The organism is Pseudomonas sp. JL27(2026) (assembly GCF_056933555.1).
The window spans coordinates 2,744,535-2,767,861 of the sequence record NZ_CM167794.1; the positions used below are offsets into that span (position 1 = coordinate 2,744,535).

At 59.1% G+C, this 23,327-nt stretch carries 15 protein-coding genes and 1 pseudogene; 9 read left to right on the forward strand and 7 right to left on the reverse strand.

Annotated elements, in window-relative coordinates; translation table 11 throughout:
* Window positions 1–3: 3 nt before the first annotated feature.
* From AC1Z1G_RS12525 to AC1Z1G_RS12540, 4 genes are all read right to left on the reverse strand, one after another.
* Window positions 4–648, reverse strand: coding sequence for an HAD family hydrolase (locus AC1Z1G_RS12525; RefSeq protein WP_483627358.1), 645 nt, complete (start codon window positions 646–648; stop codon window positions 4–6).
* A gap of 9 nt (window positions 649–657) precedes the next feature.
* Window positions 658–2,379 (reverse strand): carbamoyltransferase C-terminal domain-containing protein, encoded by a 1,722-nt coding sequence (locus AC1Z1G_RS12530; RefSeq protein ID WP_483627360.1) that lies wholly within the window; start codon window positions 2,377–2,379, stop codon window positions 658–660.
* A gap of 173 nt (window positions 2,380–2,552) precedes the next feature.
* A complete protein-coding gene (locus tag AC1Z1G_RS12535) occupies window positions 2,553–4,754 on the reverse strand; it encodes a beta-glucosidase (protein WP_483627362.1) in 2,202 nt (733 codons plus the stop codon).
* A 515-nt stretch (window positions 4,755–5,269) separates the two neighbouring features.
* Complete coding sequence (locus tag AC1Z1G_RS12540; RefSeq protein WP_483627364.1) at window positions 5,270–6,217, reverse strand: DUF1853 family protein; 948 nt, start codon at window positions 6,215–6,217, stop codon at window positions 5,270–5,272.
* Window positions 6,218–6,321: 104 nt separating this feature from the next.
* Here AC1Z1G_RS12540 and AC1Z1G_RS12545 point away from each other — a divergent pair, with 104 nt between their 5' ends.
* From AC1Z1G_RS12545 to pepN, 6 genes are read left to right on the forward strand one after another with little or no spacing between them, the layout of a single operon-like run.
* The gene (locus AC1Z1G_RS12545; RefSeq protein WP_483627366.1) at window positions 6,322–7,212 is read left to right on the forward strand and encodes an NAD(+) kinase; all 891 of its coding nucleotides are present in this window, start codon (window positions 6,322–6,324) and stop codon (window positions 7,210–7,212) included.
* A complete protein-coding gene (locus tag AC1Z1G_RS12550; protein WP_483627821.1) occupies window positions 7,209–8,183 on the forward strand; it encodes a metallophosphoesterase in 975 nt (324 codons plus the stop codon). The genes AC1Z1G_RS12545 and AC1Z1G_RS12550 overlap by 4 nt, the downstream gene beginning before the upstream one ends.
* The gene (locus AC1Z1G_RS12555) at window positions 8,180–9,052 is read left to right on the forward strand and encodes a rhomboid family intramembrane serine protease (RefSeq protein WP_483627368.1); all 873 of its coding nucleotides are present in this window, start codon (window positions 8,180–8,182) and stop codon (window positions 9,050–9,052) included. Before AC1Z1G_RS12550 ends, AC1Z1G_RS12555 begins: the two co-directional genes overlap by 4 nt.
* Window positions 9,053–9,071: 19 nt before the next feature.
* Window positions 9,072–9,332 carry a YeaC family protein gene (locus AC1Z1G_RS12560; RefSeq protein WP_483627369.1) on the forward strand — a complete coding sequence of 87 codons (261 nt, stop codon included), beginning with the start codon at window positions 9,072–9,074 and terminating at the stop codon, window positions 9,330–9,332.
* Window positions 9,329–10,159 carry a DUF2797 domain-containing protein gene (locus AC1Z1G_RS12565; protein WP_483627371.1) on the forward strand — a complete coding sequence of 277 codons (831 nt, stop codon included), beginning with the start codon at window positions 9,329–9,331 and terminating at the stop codon, window positions 10,157–10,159. The genes AC1Z1G_RS12560 and AC1Z1G_RS12565 overlap by 4 nt, the downstream gene beginning before the upstream one ends.
* A 26-nt stretch (window positions 10,160–10,185) precedes the next feature.
* Window positions 10,186–12,843 (forward strand): aminopeptidase N, encoded by a 2,658-nt coding sequence (pepN, locus tag AC1Z1G_RS12570; protein ID WP_483627372.1) that lies wholly within the window; start codon window positions 10,186–10,188, stop codon window positions 12,841–12,843.
* 72 nt (window positions 12,844–12,915) lie between these two features.
* On the opposite strand, the pseudogene AC1Z1G_RS12575 reads toward pepN, so the two are convergent.
* Window positions 12,916–13,318 (reverse strand): annotated as a pseudogene (locus AC1Z1G_RS12575) (2-hydroxyacid dehydrogenase); the annotation flags it as partial.
* 155 nt (window positions 13,319–13,473) lie between these two features.
* Between AC1Z1G_RS12575 and AC1Z1G_RS12580 the strand changes: the two are divergent.
* From AC1Z1G_RS12580 to AC1Z1G_RS12590, 3 genes are all read left to right on the forward strand, one after another.
* On the forward strand, window positions 13,474–15,540 hold the full coding sequence (locus AC1Z1G_RS12580) for a hypothetical protein (RefSeq protein WP_483627373.1): 2,067 nt from the start codon (window positions 13,474–13,476) through the stop codon (window positions 15,538–15,540).
* Window positions 15,541–15,794: 254 nt separating this feature from the next.
* Window positions 15,795–18,011, forward strand: coding sequence for an autotransporter outer membrane beta-barrel domain-containing protein (locus AC1Z1G_RS12585; RefSeq protein ID WP_483627375.1), 2,217 nt, complete (start codon window positions 15,795–15,797; stop codon window positions 18,009–18,011).
* Window positions 18,012–18,140: 129 nt separating this feature from the next.
* Window positions 18,141–19,607, forward strand: a complete 1,467-nt coding sequence (locus tag AC1Z1G_RS12590) for a hypothetical protein (RefSeq protein WP_483627377.1) — start codon at window positions 18,141–18,143, stop codon at window positions 19,605–19,607.
* 56 nt (window positions 19,608–19,663) lie between these two features.
* Here AC1Z1G_RS12590 and AC1Z1G_RS12595 read toward each other — a convergent pair whose 3' ends face one another.
* Both AC1Z1G_RS12595 and AC1Z1G_RS12600 read right to left on the reverse strand, forming a co-directional pair.
* Complete coding sequence (locus AC1Z1G_RS12595; protein ID WP_483627823.1) at window positions 19,664–20,695, reverse strand: fimbrial protein; 1,032 nt, start codon at window positions 20,693–20,695, stop codon at window positions 19,664–19,666.
* A gap of 104 nt (window positions 20,696–20,799) precedes the next feature.
* A complete protein-coding gene (locus tag AC1Z1G_RS12600) occupies window positions 20,800–23,319 on the reverse strand; it encodes a fimbria/pilus outer membrane usher protein (RefSeq protein WP_483627378.1) in 2,520 nt (839 codons plus the stop codon).
* Window positions 23,320–23,327: the final 8 nt, after the last annotated feature.

A 23,327-nucleotide genomic window follows, 5' to 3' on the forward strand; every position in this document is an offset into this window, starting at 1 on the left:
CGTTCAACCGTTATACAGCGTCAATGATTCAAAGGTGTCGATGACCTGGTTGGCGCCGTGACTGATCAGCTCTTGCCCAAGGCTGGCTGTTTTCGCGTAGCCGTAGGTGTAGCAGCGGGCCGCCACCGCCGACTTGACGCCGGAGATCGAGTCTTCGATTGCCGTTGCATGCTCGACATTCAAGGCGCTTCTGGCCTGGACATACGGATCGCCCGCCGGTTTGCCATGCTTGACGTCACTGCGGGTGATGATTACGTCGAACATCGACGTGAGGTCATGGATGTTCAGGATATGCTCGACCCGTTCTCGCCAACTGCTGGTCACCAGCCCCAGGGGCATGCCCCGGGCCTTGCTCTGCGTCATCAGTTCCTGCATGCCGACGTTCAGCGGCGAGAAGGCGTCCTTCTCAAGTTCGAACACCCGTTGATACAGCTGTTGCTGTTGGTGTGGGGCCAGGTCGTAGAACAGCCGAAGCAGGGTCTGCGGACCGGGAATGCCATGGATGTGGTCCTCGATCTGCTGGGCATCAAGGGTGTAGCCGAACTGCTTCGCGGCCTCGGCCCACGCCCATTCGATCGCCTCCCGTGAGTCGATCAGCACACCGTCCATGTCGAGCAGCAGGGCTGTTTTTTTCGCTGGCGCTGGCATGGCGGTTCCTTACTTTCGCTTCACAACGAGCTGGTCGTTGATGAACAGGGCTTCGACGATCCCGTCATGCACCGTGGTGGCTGCCTCCTGGGGGGTGTTGATGATCGGTTCTTCATGGCGGTTGTACGAGGTATTGATCAAGGACGGTTCACCGGTCAACTGGAACCACTTGTTCAGCAGTTCGTAAAGGAACGGGTCGGCTTTTTCGCTGATGATTTGCGGCCGGGCGGTGCCGTCCACGTGTACCACGGCAGGGCACATTTCTTTCATCAGGTCGGTGCAGTCATAGGTCATGGTCATGCTGTGCGCCGCACGGTCATCGACAGACCATTGGTTGTAGCAGAGGTGGGCCAGGTTTTCCGGGGTAATGGGGGCGAACGGCATGAACTCGGTTCTGTTCAACCGTTTGTTCAGCCAGTCATTGATGGACTTGTCGCGTGCATGAAAGATGATCGAGCGTTTGCACAGGGCTCGTGGGCCGTACTCCATCGCACCACGCACCACGCCGATGATTTTGCTCTGGCCGATCAGGTCGATCATTTCGTCCTGGATGTTTGCGCCGTAGACATTCAGGCCGTCTCTGGACAGTTCACCGCCGATCATGTCCGTGTCGTCGTGGTCCGGGCCCAGGGCCATGGTGTCCAGGTTGGGGCTCAACCGGTATTTCTTCGCCGAAGCCGCGACGGCGGCGGCCAGCGCCAGGCCACCATCGCCCATGCAGGGCAGCACGTAAACGGTGTTGACGCCCGGTAGCTCGCGGATACGCTGATTGAGTTTCACATTGCCGAAGACCCCCCCGGCCAGGCATACGTTGCGCGGCCGGTCGGCTGCTATGTGGTTGGAAACGATGGCGGTAATCAGGTCTTCGAGGTGTTTCTGCGCGGCGGCCGCAATGTCTTCCGGGCGGTACTTGGCGACTTCCAGCCGCAGCTCTTCGGAGAACTCATCGTAATAGGGTTGAAACCACGGCCCGCAGTTGGCGCGCAGCCGGCCGTTTTCCAGACCGATCATTTTCTGCATCAGTGGCATGCAGGTTTCAGGATTCCCTTTGGCCGCCAGGCCCGTGACTTTGCCTTCATGACGGTTGGGCAGGTAGCCCAGGAGTTTGGTGATGCGCCCGTAAAAGTAACCGAGGCTGTCGGTCGAGGTCTCGCGTTGCAGTACCTGTGCGTTCAGTTGGGTGTAGTCCGTGACGGTGAGGGACTGGAAATCCCCCCGGCCATCACATGTCACCACCAGGGCGTCGTCGAACCCCGAGCAGATGTACGCGCCCAGTGCGTGAGTTTCATGGTGGTCGAGCATGTGGGTCGAGCCACTGAAACCGCTGCTGGTTGCAAAATCGACAAACTCGGTGCGTGCACTTTTGTCGTTTTTGATTTCATTGTGAATACGCTCGTTTATACAGTTCCAGGTAACGGTATCGTTGCTGTCCACTTCCCGTAGACGTTCGGTATACAGGTTCAAGTGCAGTTCCGGGTTGAACCCCGCCGACCACCCGTAAGCCAGGTCCGTTACTTCGTGGATACTCAGATTGGCGGCTTTAAGTACATGTTCGATGGACTTGTGCGGCCATCCTTTATGCCCCTTGATCCGGCTGAAACGTTCTTCCTGTACGGCCGCGATAATTTTGCCGTTAATAATCAGGCAGGCGCTGGAGTCATCGTTATTGGTGACGCCAAGGATCGCGTGGTTATTTGGGCGAGCGGTGACAGTATTCAGAGTTGCGTCCATACATCTCTCCACTAATTAGTTATTTTTAAACAGTGAGTGCAACGCACTGATGAACCGTTCAGGCCGTTGTCGAGTGCATCGGGTTGTGCTCGGCACGTCGCGTGATGAGCATGGGCATCGGCTATGAACGGGGGATTGCCCCTGCGGCACTTCCCCCCGTCGTCACGCTGCGCCTAAGGGGCCAGGCGTTGTTCTTTCAGTTCAATCTGGGTCGACAGCGGGTGCTCAAGGGCGTTGATGCCGGCGCTGATGCGGTACTGGCCGGGGCGGATATGCCAACCGCTGTTTGTCGAGTCGAATCGGGCCAGCAGGCGCGGGTCGACAGTCACTGACACCTGACCTGTTTCACCGGGGGCCAGGGTGATGCGTTGCCATCCCGCCAGGCGCGCGGGCATGCCTTCAAGCCCCTTGACATAAAACTGCGGGGTGTCGGTCCCGGACCGACCGCCGTGGTTGGTCACCGCCATGCGGATCACCAGTCGAGCGTCTTCGTCGACGCTGGCGTTGAGCTGGTCGTAGGTGAAACGTGTGTAGGACAACCCGTGACCAAAGGGGAACAGCGGCGTCTTGCCTTCGCGGGCGAACCACTTGTAGCCCACGTCCGCCCCTTCGATGTCGTAGCTCACATCAAACAGGCCCCGACGCGGTTCGCCGGGGTTGGACGTGGTGGTCGCTGGGTCCTGCATCAGCGGGCGTGGCAATTGTTGTTCGTCCTGGGGGAAGGTCATGGGCAGGCGCCCGGACGGGTTAACCCGGCCAAACAACACGCCGGCAATCGCCTGGCCGCCCCTGGAGCCGGAATACCAGGCCTCGACCACTGCTGGCACCTGTTTGAGCCACGGCATCTTCACCGGCCCGCCGGTTTCCAGCACCACCACGGTCCTGGGGTTCGCGGCGGCAATGGCCTGAATCAGTTGTTCCTGATCGTTGGGCAGGCTCAGGTCACGGGCGTCGATGGCCTCGGCCATCCATTGTTCGGCAAACAGGATGACCGCATCGGCCGTGCCGGCCAGTTGGGTGGCCTGCGCCAGGTCCGAGCCGTTGTTGTAGATGATTTCAGTTTTGCCGGCGTGAGCGCGGATAGCCTCCAGCGGCGAGGAGGGGTGATAGATGATTGTGTCGATAAACGGATTGTTTTTGACCGGCGAGGGAACCCGCAGGCTGCCCACGGGAATGACCTGGCTGGAGCCGCCGCCCGACAGCACACCTTTGTCGGCATGGCGGCCGATGACCACAATGCGCTTGAGGTCCTTGGCCAGGGGCAATTGGTTGTGGTCGTTCTTGAGCAGCACGATGCCTTGTTCGGCAATTCTTTCGGCTACGCGGGCGTGGCTGTCGAAGTCGACGGCGGCAACGGTCGCCGGGTTGTCCAGGCTGCCCACGGCAAACAGGCTGCGCAGGATGCGAGCGACCATGTCATCGAGCCGGGCCTGTGATACGGCACCGTCGGTCACGGCTTTTTTCAGCGGTGCACCGAAGAAGATCTCGGGGTCCAGGTTCTCGCCCGACTGTTGGTCGAGGCCGGCCAGCACGGCTTTTTCCGTGGAGTGGGTCGCGCCCCAGTCGGACATGACCCAGCCAGGGTACTTCCAGTCGCCTTTCAGTACCTGGTTGATCAGGAAGTCGTTTTCTTCGGCGTACACGCCGTTGATGCGGTTGTAGCCGGTCATCACCGCGCCAGGCTGGCCGGTTTCGATGGCCAGTTGGAACGCCAGCAGGTCCGACTCACGGGCCGCAGCTTCCTGGAGATTTGAACTGACCATGACTTTGCCGGTTTCCTGGGCATTGAGCGCAAAGTGCTTGATGGTTGACACCACATTGCGGCTTTGAATGCCCGCGATGCTCTGGCCGGCCAGGGTGCCTGCCAGCAACGGGTCTTCGCCCAGGTACTCGAAGTTGCGACCGTTGCGCGGCTCGCGGGTCAGGTTCACACCGCCCGCGAGCATCACCGCGAAGCCTTTGGCGTGCGCCTCCTGGCCGATTACCTCGCCTTGGGCCCGGGCCAGTGTGGGGTCGAATGTCGCCGCCAGTGCCAGCCCTGAAGGCATGGCCGTTGCGTTGTCGCCGACACGAATGCCGCTGGGGTTGGCAACGCCCAGGCTTGCGTCGCTGATATGCAGGGCCGGCAGGTTGAGACGGGCGATCCCTGGCCAGTAGGCCGCTGTCCCCAGTGCACCCGGTGGTATGGGCGCGCCCCTGACCGGTAGCCCGAAAGGCAGGTGCAGCAGCGAAATTTTTTCGTCCAGGGTCATGGACTGGGTCAGCGCCGTGGCGCGCTGTTGCGGCGTGCCTTCAGCAGGTTGAGTGACCGCCATGGCAGGCGCGGCGCTGAGCAGTGAGAGCGAAAGAAGGTAGCATCCGGCTTTAATGATCATCGACGTTTTCCTGGAGACGGGCCCTGTGGAATGACCAGGCCATGCGTCTTCTAAAGCTTGTCTGATATTAAGTGGGGGTATGACGCGTAGGTCTTTGTATAAAGTGCGTCATAAATAGGCATCTGCTGTTATTAGAGGTGATGAGCGAACTTCTTCTTATGTGCGCCGTTGTCAATGGTGCACGTCGCGTTCGCATATAGCGGATCCGAATATGTAGGAAGGCAGATTCTGTGGCACCTACCAGATTTGGTAGGTGTTGTTTTCTTGAACTTCTGAACTTGTTGGGTGGGAGACGGTGCGTAAGTCGCTATTTTCCCCATCTGTGCGACGTTTAAGTGATGGCTGGCCAATAGCCGCCAGTCAGTAAAAGTTAAACGACCGTTTATATTCTTTTGGTCGGTATTTTTGCATAACGTTATTCGTTTTCTATATACGCCATTAACTGTAATAACTGTGTGGGCGTAACAACCGTGTTCAGATCTCTCGAGCGCAGGGCGTTCAACCTTTGCACGCGGTCAAACCCCCGGTACGTTTGGCCAGCGGTCTGCGACCAGAAACAACCGTTCGGCCTCTTCCCAGTTCCCGGAAGGGGTTTGCACCAGGCGCACCAGCAATTGCGCCGGTGCATCGACGGCCAGTGCGTCAAGCCATTGCGCCAGTTGTGCTTCGTCCCACGTCTGCTCGGGGGAATAATGCGCCGGGGCTAGCCAGGCGTGGCGTGGCAGGGGTTGCCAGAGGCCGGGTGGGCTCTGGGCGATGAAGGCAGGCCAGTCGCGCTGATGCAGCCAGCGCCCGCGCAAGTGTTGCGGGTGGGCACCGAGGGGCGGGGCGGCCGTGCCGGGCCAGGGGTAGAGCAGGTAACCGCCGAGCCACAGGTGTGCGCTGAAGTGTTCAATGTCCAGGGCGCAGAGCATCTCCAGGCTTTCGGCCCTGGCGGAGATAGGCAGTTGGTGCTCGCTCAGGTGGGTCAGTTTGAGGTCGAGCCGGTCATGGCAACCGGGTCCTAGCCATTGTGCGGTGTGCTGGCCATTGCCGTTTTGTGGCCCGAGGTACAACTTGATCGCCAGTTCCAGGTGGTGGACGCCGTCACGATCACGCAGCAGCATGTCCAGTTCGCCCAGGGTATGCCCACCGCGCCGGATCGGCAGGTTGGCCGCCAGTAGCTGCACGCCAGGCGCATGTTGCACCGCAAATTGCCACAAGCGTTCGTAATAGAGGCCCAGACGGCGGGTCCTGCCCAGTTGCAGCCAGTGTTGCAAGGCGTGGCTGTCCTGGTCCAGTTGCCGGAGCCAATGGGCCAGCAGTTCGGGCGCTTGCGCCCAGTCGCTGCCGGCCAGCGGATGGCGCTGCGGCCAGGGCGTCTGGTCGAGCATGGGCGGGGCGAGAATAACCCACGCCAGGTCGCGCACGGGCGGCTGGCGCAACTGACGCGGCAGGTCGAGCAAGTCAGGGAACAGGATCATGTTGCGAGCATAGCGCCTAACGTCGTGGCTGAAAGGATTTTGTCTATGGCCCGCTTTCGCCCATAATCGTGCTTTTCGCCGTCGCAGAACCTCGCAGGAGCCCCATGGAGCAATTTCGTAATATCGGCATCATCGGTCGCCTGGGCAGTTCGCAGGTGCTGGATACCGTTCGCCGACTGAAACGATTCCTGCTGGACCGTCATTTGCACGTGATTCTCGAGGACACCATCGCCGAAGTCCTGCCGGGCCATGGCTTGCAAACCTCGTCGCGCAAGATGCTCGGTGAAGTCTGTGACATGGTCATCGTCGTGGGCGGTGACGGCAGCCTGCTCGGCGCGGCGCGGGCGCTGGCGCGGCACAACGTTCCAGTGCTTGGGATCAACCGTGGCAACCTGGGTTTTCTGACCGATATCCGCCCGGATGAACTGGAAGTCAAAGTCGCCGAAGTGCTTGACGGGCACTATCTGGTCGAGAACCGCTTCCTGCTGCAAGCCGAAGTCCGTCGCCACGCCGAAGCCATCGGTCAGGGCGATGCACTGAACGATGTGGTGCTGCACCCCGGCAAGTCGACGCGAATGATCGAGTTCGAGTTGTACATCGACGGCCAGTTCGTGTGCAGCCAGAAGGCCGACGGCCTGATCGTCGCCACACCCACCGGCTCGACCGCCTACGCGCTGTCGGCGGGCGGGCCGATCATGCATCCCAAGCTCGATGCCATTGTGATTGTGCCGATGTACCCCCATACCTTGTCAGGAAGGCCCATTGTGGTCGATGGCAACAGCGAGTTGAAAATCGTCGTGTCCAAGGATATGCAGATTTACCCGCAAGTGTCCTGTGACGGGCAGAACCATTTCACCTGCGCGCCGGGTGACACCATCACCGTCAGCAAGAAGGCGCAGAAACTGCGGCTGATTCACCCGCTGGACCACAACTATTACGAAGTCTGCCGGACCAAGCTTGGCTGGGGCAGCCGGTTGGGGGCTGGAGGCGACTGATGCTCGATCCAGCGCGTAGCTACGACCTGATCGGTGACGTGCACGGTTGCGCTCATACCCTTGAGCATCTGCTCGACCGACTCGGGTACCGCAAGGTGGCGGGCGCCTGGCGCCACCCATCCCGCATGGCCGTGTTTCTTGGCGACATTATCGACCGCGGCCCGCGGATTCGCGAGGCGCTGCACATCGTTCACGACATGGTCGAGGCCGGTCAGGCGCTGTGCATCATGGGTAACCATGAGTTCAACGCCCTGGGCTGGAGCACCCCGGCACCGCCCGGCAGCGGCAAGCAGTACGTGCGCGATCACACACCGCGCCATGCCCGGTTGATCGACGAAACCCTGACCCAATTTGCCCAGCATCCGGCGGACTGGCATGACTTTCTCGCGTGGTTCTACGAGATGCCGTTGTTCGTCGATGCCGGTCGTTTCCGCGTGGTGCATGCGTGCTGGGACGGTGGCTTGATCGACGTGTTGCGTGGCCAGCACCCCGATGGCTGCGTCGATGAGCACTTTCTCCAGGCTGCCGCCGTGTCCGGCAGTTTTGCCTGCATGGCGTTCGACCGCTTGCTGCGCGGCACAGACATGCGCTTGCCCCATGGGTTGACCATGACCAGCGGCGACGGCCTGACGCGCTCGTTCTTTCGCACCAAATTCTGGGAAGACAACCCGCAAACCTACGGCGACATCGTGTTCCAACCCGACGCGTTGCCTGAGCCGGTCGCCCGCACGCCACTGTCCCCGGTGGAGAAAGACACCTTGTTGCGCTACGGCGTCGACGAACCCCTGCTGTTTGTCGGGCATTACTGGCGCAGCGGCAAACCGGCGCCGATCCGCCCGAACCTGGCTTGCCTGGATTACAGCGCCGTGCTTTACGGCAAACTGGTCGCGTATCGATTGGATCAGGAAACCCGCCTGGACCCCCGCAAATTCGTCTGGGTCAATGTCGAGCGCCCGGAGGTGGTGCAATGAGTGCGGTCGCGGTTTTACGCCTGCCGCTGGCGGTGGATTTGAGCGGGTTCGTCCAGTTGCTGCAACGCATGCAAGTGCCCCATCGCGTCAGCGAAGAGGCCGGCGAGCAGGTGCTCTGGGTGCCGGATTCGATCAGCGAAGATGTGCGCTCGTTGTACGAACGCTTTCCGGCTGGCGATCCCGAGCAGCAGCTGGACATTCCGGCGATGCAAGCGCCAATGCAGCGTCCGGGCTTTGTCGAGCAATTGCGTCATAGCCCGATGACGGCGCTGGTGTTGCTGCTGAGCGTGATTGTTGGTGCGGTGACGCTGCTCGGTGACAACCTCGACACGATGCGCTGGCTGACCTTTCTCGAGTTCCGCATCGCCGGCGAGTACATCCAGTTCACGCCATTGGCCGACAGCCTGGCGGCGGGGCAGTGGTGGCGGCTGATCACACCGATGCTGATCCACTTCGGGTTCCTGCACCTGGCCATGAATGGCATGTGGTACTGGGAGCTGGGGCGGCGCATCGAGTTGCGCCAGGGCAGCATCAATCTGCTGGGGCTGACCTTGCTGTTCAGCCTCGTTTCCAATTATGCGCAGTACTATTTCGGCGGCCCGGGTTTGTTCGGCGGTCTGTCGGGCGTGCTGTATGGCCTGCTCGGGCATTGCTGGATCTATCAACTGCTGTCGCCGAACCCGGCCTATCGCCTGCCTCGCGGGGTACTGGTGATGATGCTGGTGTGGCTGCTGCTGTGCCTGTCGGGGCTGGTCTCGATGATCGGTTTCGGTGAAATCGCCAACGCGGCCCACGTCGGCGGGTTGCTCGTCGGATGCCTTACCGGTTTGTTGGGCGGCGTGTACAGCCGCCGTAAACGGGCCGTCTGAATTTTCACATGGAGACCTCATGTCCTCGTTTAATGAAATGATCAAAAACATCACTCCCGAGATCTACCAGAGCCTGAAACTGGCGGTCGAAATCGGTAAATGGTCCGACGGTGGCAAGCTCACCGCCGAACAGCGTGAACTGTCGCTGCAAGCCATGATTGCCTGGGAAATGCAGAACCTGCCCGAGGACGAGCGCACCGGTTACATGGGGCCGCAGGAATGCAGCTCCAAGTCGATCGAAGTGCCGAATATCCTGTTCAAGTCGGATGCCATCCATTGATCGAGATTGGCCGTGGTGCAATCAGCAAGATGTCGGCGCGCCTCGACGCGTCGACCGTGCAATACGCGTTTCGCCTGGGTGATACCGAGGTGCCGGTCAATCCCATGATCGGCAGCACCGTGCGCCTGGAGTACCTGGGGGCGATCCACTGCACCCATTGCGGGCGCAAGACCAAAACCAGTTTCAGCCAGGGCTACTGCTACCCGTGCATGACCAAACTGGCGCAGTGCGACCTCTGCATCATGAGCCCGGAGCGCTGCCATTTCGATGCCGGCACCTGCCGTGATCCGGCCTGGGGTGAACAGTTCTGCATGACCGATCATGTGGTCTACCTGGCCAACTCGTCGGGGGTCAAGGTCGGGATTACCCGCGCCACCCAGCTGCCGACGCGCTGGCTCGATCAGGGCGCGAGCCAGGCGTTGCCGATCATGCGGGTCTCGACCCGTCAGCAGTCGGGTTTCGTCGAAGACCTGTTCCGCAGCCAGGTGGCCGACAAAACCAACTGGCGTGCCTTGCTCAAGGGCGATGCGGTGGCAGTGGACCTGGCCCAGGTGCGCGATCAGTTGTTTGCCAGCTGCGCCGAAGGCTTGCAAGGGTTGCAGGAACGCTTCGGGCTGCAAGCCATTCAACCGGTCAGCGATATCGAGCCGATTGAAATCCGTTACCCGGTCGAGCAGTACCCGGCCAAGATTGTCAGCTTTAATCTGGACAAGAACCCGATTGCCGAAGGCACGCTGATGGGGATCAAGGGCCAATACCTGATCTTCGACACCGGTGTCATCAATATTCGTAAATACACGGCTTACCAACTCGCCGTGCATCACTAGGCGTGCCCCAGTAGAAGGACTCCCGCATGCGCACCGAACAACCGAAGATGATTTACCTGAAGGACTATCAGGCCCCCGAGTACCTGATCGACGAGACGCACCTGACCTTCGAGTTGTTCGAGGACCACAGCCTGGTCCATGCGCAACTGGTGATGCGCCGCAATCCGGCCCGTGGCGCGGGTTTGCCGCCGCTGGTGCTCGATGGCCAGCAGTTGGAGCTTTTGGCGGTGAAACTGGCGGACGCCGAACTGGGCGCCGCTGACTATCAAGTGACCGAGAGCCACCTGACTCTGCACCCGGCCAGCGAACACTTCACAGTCGATACCAGCGTCAGGATTCACCCGCAGAACAACACCGCCCTCGAAGGGCTGTACAAATCCAGCGGCATGTATTGCACCCAGTGCGAGGCCGAAGGTTTCCGCAAGATCACCTATTACCTCGACCGCCCGGACGTGATGAGTGTCTTCACTACCACGGTCATTGCCGAGCAGCATCGTTACCCGGTGCTGCTGTCCAACGGCAACCCGGTGGGCAGCGGCCCGCAGGAAGATGGTCGTCACTGGGCGACCTGGGAAGACCCGTTCATGAAACCGGCGTACCTGTTTGCACTGGTGGCCGGTGACTTGTGGTGCGTCGAAGACACCTTCACCACCATGACCGAGCGCTCGGTGGCGCTGCGCATTTACGTCGAGCCAGAAAACATCGACAAGTGCCAGCACGCCATGAACAGCCTGAAGAAGTCGATGCGTTGGGACGAAGAAGTCTACGGTCGCGAGTACGACCTGGACATCTTCATGATCGTGGCGGTCAACGACTTCAACATGGGCGCCATGGAGAACAAAGGCCTCAACATCTTCAACTCCAGCGCCGTGCTGGCCCGCGCCGAAACCGCGACCGACGCCGCGCACCAGCGTGTCGAAGCCATTGTGGCCCACGAGTACTTCCACAACTGGTCGGGCAACCGCGTGACCTGCCGCGACTGGTTCCAGTTGTCGCTCAAGGAAGGCTTCACGGTGTTCCGTGATTCGGTCTTCTCTGCCGACATGAACTCGGCCACGGTCAAGCGCATCCAGGACGTGGCCTACCTGCGCACGCACCAGTTCGCCGAAGACGCCGGCCCCATGGCCCACGCCGTGCGCCCGGACAGCTTTATCGAAATCTCCAACTTCTACACCCTGACCGTCTACGAAAAGGGTTCGGAAGTGGTGCGCATGATCCACACCTTGCTGGGGGCCGACGGTTTCCGTAAGGGCAGCGACCTGTATTTCGAGCGCCATGACGGCCAGGCCGTGACCTGCGACGATTTCATCAAGGCCATGGAGGACGCCAATGGCGTTGACCTGACCCAGTTCAAGCGTTGGTACAGCCAGGCGGGCACGCCGCGTTTGGCCGTTAGCGAGTCTTATGACGCTGCTGCGAAAACCTACAGCCTGACGTTCCGCCAGAGCTGCCCGCAAACCCCGGACAAGGTTGAGAAACTGCCGTTTGTGATTCCGGTCGAGTTGGGGCTGCTGGACCGCAACGGTGCGCCGCTGGCCCTGCGACTGGCCGGCGAAGCGACGGCTGGCGAAACCTCCCGCGTGGTGTCGGTGACCCAGGCCGAGCAGACCTTCACCTTCGTTGATATTGCAGAGCAACCGTTGCCATCCTTGCTGCGCGGTTTTTCGGCGCCGGTGAAACTGAGCTTCCCGTACAGCCGAGACCAGTTGATGTTCCTGATGCAGCACGACACCGACGGCTTCAACCGTTGGGACGCCGGCCAGCAATTGTCGGTGCAAGTGTTGCAGGAACTCATCACCCAGCATCAACAAGGCGTAGCGCTGGTGCTCGATCAGCGTCTGGTCAGTGCCTTGCGCACCGTGTTGGCGGACGACACCCTGGACCAGGCCATGGTCGCGGAAATGCTCTCGCTGCCAAGCGAAGCCTACCTCACCGAAATCAGTGAAGTGGCGGATGTCGAGGCCATTCATGCCGCCCGCGAGTTTGCGCGCAAGCAACTGGCCGAGCAGCTGTTCGACGCCTTGTGGCAGCGTTATCAGGCCAACCGCGAGGTGTCGAAGGCAACCCCTTACATTGCCGAAGCCGAGCACTTTGCCCGTCGTGGCCTGCAAAACATCGCACTGTCCTACCTGATGCTCAGCGGCAAGCCTGAAGTGCTGGCGGCGACGTTGGAGCAGTTCGAGACGTGCGACAACATGACCGAGCGTTTGACGGCGCTGGCGGTGTTGGTGAACTCGCCGTTCGAGGCCGAAAAGGCCACCGCGCTGGCCAGTTTTGCCGAGCACTTCAAGGACAACCCGCTGGTCATGGACCAGTGGTTCAGCGTGCAGGCCGGCAGCGCGCTGCCGGGCGGTCTGGCACGGGTCAAGGCGCTGATGCAGCACCCGGCGTTCACCCTCAAGAACCCGAACAAGGTTCGGGCGCTGATCGGTGCATTTGCCGGGCAGAACCTGATCAACTTCCACGCCGCCGACGGTTCGGGCTACCGTTTCCTGGCGGACCTGGTGATCGAGTTGAACGCCTTGAACCCGCAGATCGCTTCGCGCCAATTGGCGCCGTTGACCCGCTGGCGCAAGTACGACGACGCGCGTCAGGCCCTGATGAAGGCCGAGCTTGAGCGCATTCGCGCATCGGGCCAGCTGTCCAGCGATGTGTTTGAAGTGGTCAGCAAAAGCCTGGCCTGATTCGGCCCGGCACCGCGGTTTGCCTGGCAAGCCGCGGTGCTGCTCGATCCTCTGGCGCGGCCAGGCCTTCGGCCTCCAGGCCAGGGGATTCACCCGGTTGGCCGGGCGTTCGCCGGCCAATGCCGTCAGCAGGTTCTCCACCGCGCAACGCGCCATGGCCTCACGGGTTTCATGGGGCGTGGAACCGATGTGAGGCGTTGCCACCACGTTGTTCAACTGTAGCAGCGGCGAGTCGGCAGCCAACGGTTCACGTTCGAACACATCCAGCCCCGCACCGCGAATCCGGCCTTGCTGCAAGGCTTCGATCAACGCCGCCTCATCGACCACGTTACCCCGCGAAATAAATACTGGTGAAGATGCTTTCGGGCCGCGTCAGGGCGCACGCCTGCGCGCCGATAAGGCCTCCGGTTTCGGCGGTGGGGGGCAGTGTCAGGCAAATGAAGTCGGCTTTCTGCAACAGTTGATTCAGGCTGCGCAATTACCCGTTGAACTGCCTCAGTGCCCACTGTATGGATCGACACCTGTCAACTCTGACAGGTTCGGTTTGTTTTTTTTTCATGCTTAATCAGCCCAGGGTCAGTTTTGGCTGATGTGCTACGGCTTCATTTGCCTTATGCCCGATACACCGGCATGACCGATTTAACCGCCATGGCGACGCCAATGGGGTCAAAAGACGTGAGGGAGAATAAGAGTATGGCCAGTACAAAAAGCGAACGCGAAGGGGCAAACAACGCTTACCTGAAAATGCGCAGCGAGCATCGGGCGAAACTTGCGCCTGAGGACATCATCATCAAGGACGAGGACTACGCCAACAAAGCCCAAGGCCTTCTCAAGGGTCCTAACCTGAAGGACGGGCTGAAGGTGTATATCCCGCAATGGATCAACCAGGCTCCCTTCGGCAGGTCAGACACCATCAAGGTTTACCTGGCTAGCGGGGGGGGAGCCTTTAAGGAAGTGGGCTCCCATGAGTTCAAGAGACCAGCGAAGGATGTCCCTTTTCTAGAAACCTTCCCATACGAGATGGTTATCGATACCAATGACCTTCCAGACGACGCCACCTGCCAACTGAAGTACGTGAATTTCACATACCAGGATGAGGAAGATGAGTCCGGGGTTATTACCGTTGTATGTGATCGAGTGCCGCCTTACAAGCATGAACCGCCCGAGCCATTGCAGTTTGCCGATGACTTTCTGGACGATGTCAATTTGCCGGACGGTGGCGATCTGACTATTACCATTCCCGGTTACAAGGACTGGAAGGCTACCGATAAAATTGCCATTTATCTGGTGGATGCGGCCAACATACCGGAAGACCCCACCACCGCTGATTTGATTTACTTCAACACGGTTCCCACCCCAGGGACTACTGACTCTGTTGTGAATATAGATGGCGCCAACATCCGCGCCAAAGGCGATGCAGAAGCCGCATTTATCTATGTGTTACTCGACGAGGCACAAAACCCCAGTGCCGTGTCGATATATAAAAAAATGAGCCTGACCTTTGGACCGCTGCCTGCAAACCTCAAGCCGGTCAGGGTGCCACAGGCCGTTCCAGGCCCTCTGTCGAATGAAAAGGTTCGCGAGGGCGTGAGTGTCTGGACCGATAAATACGACAATTACAAGGCCGGTGACCTGATCCGGGTGAAGTGGGGAAACACCACCCTGGATGACCTCTTCTTTGGTTCCCTGCCCAATGCCGAGGTTCCGGTTCTGCCAGCCGTCACCATGCTTGAAGAGTATGGGGAAACTACAGTCGGTACAAAATCTACGCCCGTCAGTTACCAGATCATTCGCAAGGGCCGGGTCTTCGGCCCAATCTCTGACAACTTCTTGGTTAACTTCCAGGTTGCCATTCCATGGCTGCCATTCCCGCCAGATGGCTGGCCGGATGAGCCTCATATAAGTTTGAAGGAGGGTACTGTCACAAATTCTGATGGCACTAGAACCAACAAGTTGACACGGGACGATAAAAACGAGAATGCGAAATTTACCTTCACCTGGTACCCCGAAGCGGTGAATGGCCACGTCATTGACGTCTACTGGAATGACCAGCGTGTCGTCGAGGCGCAGGTCACATTCGACGATACAGACCCTGAGCATAAGCCAGATGCAGATTGCGAGGTCGAGATCCTCTGGAAGTACATCAAGGGCGGTGGCAACGGCGACCCAGTGCCCGTGCACTATCAACTGAGCGCCGCTGGCCTGGTGAACGACTTGCCGTCAGAGCCCACCCCCGTCGATGTCAACGCGGTTGCAGTTGAACTCCCGGCTGCGAGCTTTCCTACCATTCCCGACCCGGACAGTTACCCGGGTTGCTCGAGACTGGAGACGAACGGTTCACTTAAAGTTGCCATACCTGACCTGACAGGGTTGCTGAAGGATGGCGACGAAATTGAGGTGGTGTTCACTCCGATGAGAGGCGATGACTTGAGTCAGCCGGAGGACGTGATCACCACAGCAATATTCAAGAATAAGTACACGTTGGGTACTGATGGGCCCGTCTCGGGGTTCACTATTCTGGTGGAACCTTACGCCGATCACATCTTGCCTCTGTACACGGAAAATCTGGCAACGAGCGGAGACGGTCGGGCAAAAATTGAGTACTTCTTTGATGATGGTGAAGAACTCATCGGCTCAAAGCCTTTAACCGTTCGTACCTCTTTCCATACATCGACGGGTGCGTGCCCGATTCCGTGATCTTGATTGTATTTGCGGAACCTGCACGGGTGTTTTTTACATCCGTGCTTTCGGGACAGTCGACAACTGAGGAAGAACAATTACCGATATTTCACTCAATTGGACGGGCCTGTTCTTGTGTAAAAAAAGATTAATCCTACATATCCCTCGTAGGAAATTGCTTAGGATCGCCGCCCCCCATGAGCGCTCATGTCAGCCTGCACTACGCCGGATCGATGCGTTTACCGATAGTTGAAATACCCTGGAGCGATTCCATGTCCCTTGGTGATACTTTCTCTGTTACTCCCCTCACGCGCTTGCTCAAACTCGCCACGCTGACCCCGTTATTGATTGGCAGCCCGGTTGCTCTGGCGGCGATCCCGATCGATGGCACTTCCATGACCATCGACGCCTCCACCGAGCGTGTTGATTACTTGGTCAGAAATGGCGGGAGCCTGACGGCGCAAGGTGCCACCACCTCGCAGATTCGTGTGGAGACAGGGTCGAGTCTCTCGCTCAATGCCACGCAGGTCACGGCTGTGGGAACGACTAATGGTGTCGATCTCTCTGCCAGCCAGGCGACCATTGCCAACAAAAGCACCGTCATCAGCAGTCGAACGGGGCTGCGATTGGCACAAACGACTTCGGGCGGTGGTTCAACGGCCGTGGTCAATGATAGCCAGATTACCGGTGGCCAGTTTGGCGCCACCGTCAGCAACAAAAGTCAGCTGATACTGGAGGCAGGCTCCACCGTCACCGGCAGCAACGCTGATGGCATTGGCATCGAAAGCTTCGGTGGCAAGGTCTCCGCCACGAACAGCACAGTTGTCGGGGGGCTGCACGGTATCAGCCTGTTCGCTGCCGGTGACCTGCCTGCCGATAACGCGTTGACCCTCAATAACTCCCACGTTGAAGGGCTTAGTGGTTCGGCGATCATCATCGATGGCCAGGTGCAGACGAATACCCAGCAGTTGAACATCGAAGTCAGCAACGGCTCCACGTTGAAGGGCGGTAATGGCACGCTGCTGGAGTTGATCAACGGTTCGTCGGCCAGCTTCAAGGTCGATAACAGCCACTTAGTCGGCGATATTGTTGTGTCAGACGACAGCCATGCCGATGTGCTGCTCGATCATTCTGCGACGCTGACCGGGCGCCTGGAAAATGTTGAAAACCTGGCGGTCAACAACGATGCCCGCTGGGTGATGGTCGGGGATGGTGAGGTCGCGAACCTCACCCTCAATGGCGGCGGTGTGCAATTCGGTAATCCTGGGGAGTTCTACAAACTGTCGGTGGGCAGCCTGTCGGGTGAGGGCGGCACTTTCTACATGCACAACAACTTCACCACCGGCCAGATCGATACCCTGACGGTGACCGGCAATGCCAGCGGCAATCACACGGTGGCCCTCGACAGCAGTGGCAGTGAACCGGCGACAGCGGTTGCGACTCCGGTGGTACATATCGGCAGCGGCGACGCCACGTTCAAGCTGGCGGGTGGCCCTGTGGACCTGGGCGCTTTCTCTTACGACCTGATTAAACAGGGCAACAACGACTGGTACCTGAACTCCACCACACGAGTGATCAGCCCGGGCACCCAATCGGTAATGGCGTTGTTTAACGCCGCGCCGACTGTCTGGTATGGCGAACTCAGCACGCTGCGCAGTCGCATGGGCGAAGTGCGGATGGACAACGGCAAGGCTGGTGGATGGATTCGTGCCTATGGCAACAAGTTCGATGTCAGCGCCCGTTCTGGCGTGGCTTACCAGCAAACACAGCAGGGCTTGTCGTTTGGTGTCGATACGCCGTTGCCGGTGGGCGATGGCCAGTGGCTGGTGGGCGTGCTGGGTGGTTACAGCAAATCCGATCTGAGCATGAGTCGCGGCACCAGCGGTACGGTCGACAGCTACTACCTGGGTGCCTATACCACTTGGCTGGATGAGCCGAGTGGCTACTACTTTGACGGTGTGCTCAAGTTCAACCGTTTCCAGAACGAGTCCGATGTGCGGCTCAGCGACGGCAAAAAAACCAAAGGCGACTACAGCAACAATGGCGTCGGTGGGTCGCTGGAATTCGGTCGCCATATCAAGTTGGCCGATGACTACTTTGTCGAACCCTTCACTCAGTTGTCGGGTGTGGTGGTTCAGGGCGCCAGTTACGACCTGGGCAATGGTCTGTCCGCCGAAGGTGACAGTGCGCGCTCCTTGCTCGGTAAGGTGGGTGCCACTGTTGGGCGCAACTTCATACTGGGTGAGGGCAAAGTGGTACAGCCGTACCTGCGTGCGGCTTATGTGCACGAGTTTGCCAGGAACAATGACGTTGAGGTTAATAACAATCCCTTCAAGACCGACCTCTCGGGTTCCCGTAGTGAGCTGGGGACGGGCGTGGCCATGAGCCTGACCGACAAGGTGTCGGTCCACGCAGATTTTGATTACAGCAATGGCAACAAGATCGAACAGCCGTGGGGCGCTAACGTGGGTGTGCGTTACAGCTGGTAAGCCAGCCTTTTATTAACGTCTGGTAAGAGCGTCTACGCGACAGATTCAGTGTGCTTTTTGTAGCGCTGCGAAGGAGTTCCCTGAGTATGTGGGCTTCTTCCTTGCGCTTTATTTCAAGGAGTCTTGTTTATGGTCACGTTCAACAACTCTCAATCGATCCGCGATCCTGTCTTGCCAAAACCCGAGGTGAAAGGGTTGCTCGACGATAGGCCGGGTGGTCAGGTTAACTTGCTGCCCGAGGCGTTGACGCACGGGGATCTGAAGGTCTGGTTCCCGGTTCCGCGGCACTCCGACCCTACAAAGAAAGAAGAAACAGTTGAGCTGTTTTCCGATGATAACCCGACCCCGATTGCGAGCCGCGCATGGCACATTCCTATCGAGGATACGGACCGGTATGTTGTGATACCCCAACAATGGTTGCGCAATCATGATGGGGAGAACCGGTTGCATTACCGATTCACCATTTATAACGGGGAGTCGGACCTGTCCTTCGACCTGGTGATGACGCTAAATACACAAGCGCCTGTGCTGGCGACCGACAGTAAACTGACCTTCCCTACCGACGTTCTCCCGCCCGCCAACAAACTCACTGCCCGCTACCTTGAGCAACACAACGACGAGGTAAAGGCTGCAATCCCCGTATATACGACCCCCCGTCCCTGGGACCGCATTACTTGGTATTGGGGCGAGACCCGAGGCAATCTGAATAAGGGTGGAGTCATCGAACTTGATGATAAAAACTATTCCGACCCCCTGGTACTCACAATTCCGGGACAGTTAATACGCGACAGGAAGGATGGGATACGTTACGTGTGGTATCAGTTGCACGACCGTGCGGGCAATGAAAGTCGACCTTCTGAACCGGTCGAGCTGAATGTCGCCGCTACTCCGATACCCCGCACGCTCCCCCCTTCAAAGCCCAAGGAAGCGACCGGAGGTACATCCAGCGGTGTGCTTAAACCGGGCGCCGCAAACAATGGCGTAACGGTAACCATCCCGATTGATGCAGTGATTTACCCGGGGGAAGAGGTGTTCTTGCAGTGGGCGGAACCGGGCACTGTAGGGGCATACCGAACCAATACGCCTGTTACACCGGGGTCGTTGGACTACAAAATTCCAAAAGAAAAAATCGCCCAGCATCTGGGCAAGACCTTGCCCGTGTATTACGAAGTGTTCGACCCTGGGGTTGTCACGCCGCATCAGTCGCAACGATACAGTTTGCGAGTCGAGGACCTGACAGGCACACCAACCGTTCAATGTGCCAAGGTTTCGGGCGGCAAGCTGAGCCTGGCAAGCCTCACGACGGGGTTTGCCGATTTCACGCTTGAAAGCTGGGCTTTCATGGCGACGGATCAGTACCTCACCGTCACGGTGGAAGGCGTTAGCGCTACTAATAGTCAAAAACTAGTGATTCCCGTGCTCACGGAGTCACCGGTTCCGCAGGTGGCTCAAGTCATCCCTGTCGGGCGCATTTCCAAGGCGGATCTACAGCGTTTCAAGCTCAATGTCGGTTTTGAGGTGCGGGTTAAGGTGAGTTTCGATAACAAGCAGACCTGGAAGTCTTTTCCACCGCTGATACCCACATTGATTGCTTGAGGATGGGGAGGCGGGTTTGTCTGTAAGGGCAAACCCGCTTTTTTTTGTCTTCAGATTTATTTGTAGGTGAGGGTGAAGCTCAGGGCACCTTTGGCCAGACCGGGGTGAACTTCCGTTGCAGCCTCGGTTTGGTAGAAGCGGGCGTTGAAATCCAGGACGGTGGTGCCAGGCGAAATACTGATCAAGGGCACTTCCGTGGCGAGTTCCATGGGCGAGACGCCGTCGCCTTTCAATATCTGGATCCCCATCCCTTTGGCCGTCGAATCGGATGTCAGGCTGAATATTCCGCTGCTTGTGGGGCCGATCGGTGCCGACCCCAAAATGCCCTCAAGCCGGATGTTGGCCGTTGCAACGAAACCTGCACCGGGATCCGTTTCGCATTGGCTCAACGTAATGTTGAAGGGTACCAGGGGCGTGGAGTAACCCGGCCGGGTGAAATCAGCGGTATTCCAATCGCCGAGCTTTACGGGGTCGGCGCTGACCGGGTTGGCGCCGACACTGCACTGGGCCGCAATGATAGTGCCGGTTATTCCATAGCCGAACACTTTGCCCAGATCGGGGAAATGCCCACTGAACAGCTCGCTGCCATCGAGCGTTTGTGGTCCCGGCGCCAAATGGCCGGTTTTCACCAAAGTAACCCGATTAGACAGGCTGTTGAGTCGAATGGGTGTCAGCAGGTTTTTGTCGTTGAACCCGTCATAGGGCACGGTGGGACTGCCGATGGGGACGAAGGAATTGTCAGACCGACCATCGAGGGGAAGGCCCAGTTTTATTCGTACACCTACGCCGGGAATGTTGGTTTGCAGTATTTTGCCGGTAACATCCTCGCCATTGATCGGGTCCAGCGGGCCTGGAAAAATCGATGCTGTCGCCCGGGCGTTGAACTCCAGTCTGGACCCGTTGTTGATGCATTCGACGGCCAGGCCTGCGTTGTTGGGCGTGGAATGGATCATGTCAACGGTGCCGATGACGGTCCCGATACGAGCATCACGAGGGACGTACAAGGCTCCCAGGTTTCGTTGATAGTTCATCATCGCCGGCCCGCCCGTGTTCCAACTGCAATTGGCGGCCATCGCCAGGGGGGCCATGCAACTGGCGGCCAGCGTTGCCCCCCGCAGCAAATGGTGCATCGAAGATTTCATTGTATTTCTCCTCGGGGGGCAGTCGTTGAGATCCGCTGCCTTGGGTTTGATCAGAGGCATGTCAGTTCCTGCAATCGATAGCCCTGAGCCTGCTCCATGTTGCCGGGGTCGATGCTCAGCCGACACTGCGGCTCGGTCTGGTCTCCCCAGCGTACGTCGAGTGTCTGTGGTTCGGCACCGGTGGAAAGCATGACCTGCCCGGCCTGGCCGACGACCCCCATGACGGCTCCTTCGCTGTCGCTGACCTGAGCGCCGAAAGGCAATGGCTGACCCTCGGTCGTACGACCGGTAATGACCAGACGCTTGACCGAGCGTGCCGGGAAGTTGGCCTTGACCACCGCGCCGCGCCTGGGCACGACCTGGGTGGTGCCATTATCGATTTCCACTTCGGGGCCCAATTCGTCGGTTTGCAACACGACCTGATTGATCCGATAAGGCTGTAAATGAGGAACCAGGGCGTATCCGCGCTCGTTGGTCTTCACGCCTGTTGCATTCATGACGCCAATCCCCGCAATGTCCGGCACCTCGATCAGTGCGCTGGTTTCGCCCAGGTAAGGTCCCAACTCGATACCGTTTGCGTGCAACAGCACGGCACCGCTGGCATTGACTGAAGCGCTACGGTAGTCCCGGCCTTGGGTCAGCCCCGCACCGACACTGGCGAAGGGGGCCTGGTAGCCGACCGAGAGTGTTGCCGCTTGCTGGCGGTCTTCATCGTTGCTCAGGCTGACGCGGTAATTGAGCCGGTTTTCGTCGGCACTGCCACCGAGGCTGGCTCGCTGGCTGTAGCGGTCGCGGTTACTCTGGACATCAAAGGTCGCGGTAGTGGAATGGCCGAAATCAAGGGGCAGCGACGCGCTCAGGCCCAACAGGCGATCGCTGCCACGGGCGTCGCTCAGAGACTGTGAGGCATACAGGTTGTAACTCACACCCTGGAGTTGGGTATTGAAGTTGAACTGGAATTGGCGTTGTTGGTACTGGCTGCGCCAGTAATCCTGATGGGAGAGGGTCAGGCTCACCGCGCTACGGGTACCGATATGCTGATAGATCGAGGTTTCCAGGCGGCTGCGTCGGCTGCCGTGGAAGGTCGAGCTGCTGCTGCGTTGGCGCACGGCCTCATCGAAATCCCGATAACCTTCGGTCGAATAGCGGTAACCGGCGAAACGCAGATTGGTTCTGGTCGCAAAGGACTTGCCGTATTTCACGGCATAGCTCATGCCTTGAACAGATAGCTCGTCATGGAGGTCGAGGTCAGCGCTGGATCGTGTGACGTCAAGAGCCAGTGCGCCAATCGTTCCCAGATCCCGGGCAATGCCCAGGGTGCCGGCACGATAGAAGTCACTGGCCATCAGGCCGCCATACAGTGTGGAGTCCCAGACCGTTCCCATGGCCAGGGTGCCCTGCCAGAACAGCGGGTCATCGAGGTCGCCCGTGGCGTTGTAACGACCCACTGCGCCGCTGTAGCGCCATACGCCTTCACGCAGCAGGTTGCCAATGGTGGCGTAGGGCTGGGTAAACCGTCGAACCTGACCGTCAGCTTCGGTCAGGACAATTTCCAGTTCACCGCTGCCACCAATGGTGCTCAGATCATCGATTTCATAGGGGCCTGGGCTGACGTAGGTGGAATAGATCGGGTAACCGTTCTGCATGACCTCCAGTTTGGCGCGGGTTTGCGCTACGCCGCGGATGAGCGGTGCATAGCCTTGCAAGGCGTCCGGCAACATGCCCACGTCCGAGTTGATCAGCGCGCCCTTGATCGGCACGCTGCGAAAAACATCGCCGCCGGTAAAGGTCTCGCCCAGCGTCAGGTTGGCATGGGTACCGGGCAGATCCCGTTGCGCATAGGTGTAGGCCCGGGTCCAGTTGCGTTTGCCATCTTCGTCCTGACGCATCGACTGGTTGCTGCGTAAACGCCAGGCGCCGAGGTTGATTCCACTGTTCAGATACAGGTCATCACTGTTGTTCTTGCCACCATAACGGCTGGAACCTTGCTGCGCCGAGACCTGGTAATTGACAAAGGCAGCGTTGATGCCGTAGTCCCAGCGTTCGGGGTCGACGCGACCGATGACATCGCGGCGCATGGCGATTTGCGGAATAGAGATTGCCAGCAGCAGCTTGCCGGCGTCGAAGTCGATCTCGGCTCCGGGGATCAGTGCGAACAGGTCCACGCAAGGACCTCGTAATAAAGAGGGATCGGCCAGGCTGTCGAGCCGCACACCCAGTTCTTCGAGTAGCTCGGGCGACAGGCAAGGCAGCAGGCGGTTCTCGTTGAGGCCGGGTTCGAATGCAATCTCGCGCTGGTCGAAATAGCGCAGGTTGATCTGTATCTCGACCGAGTAACGACCCGGCCCCAGGTCCTGGCTGTTGGCCAGGGCGCGCAGGGCCAGGGCGCCGGCGTCGCTGGCATGCACCGGGCTCTGACGCATGAAGCCGCTCTGGAATTCAAGGGGGTAGGAGGCCTGCGCCGGTTTGATTTCAAACAGGAGGGCGCCGCTGCCGCCAATGAAGAGCAATTGCGCAAAACGCAGACGCGCAGGCACCGCCACGGGCCCGTGGTCGGGTAATGAAGTCATGGTTATTT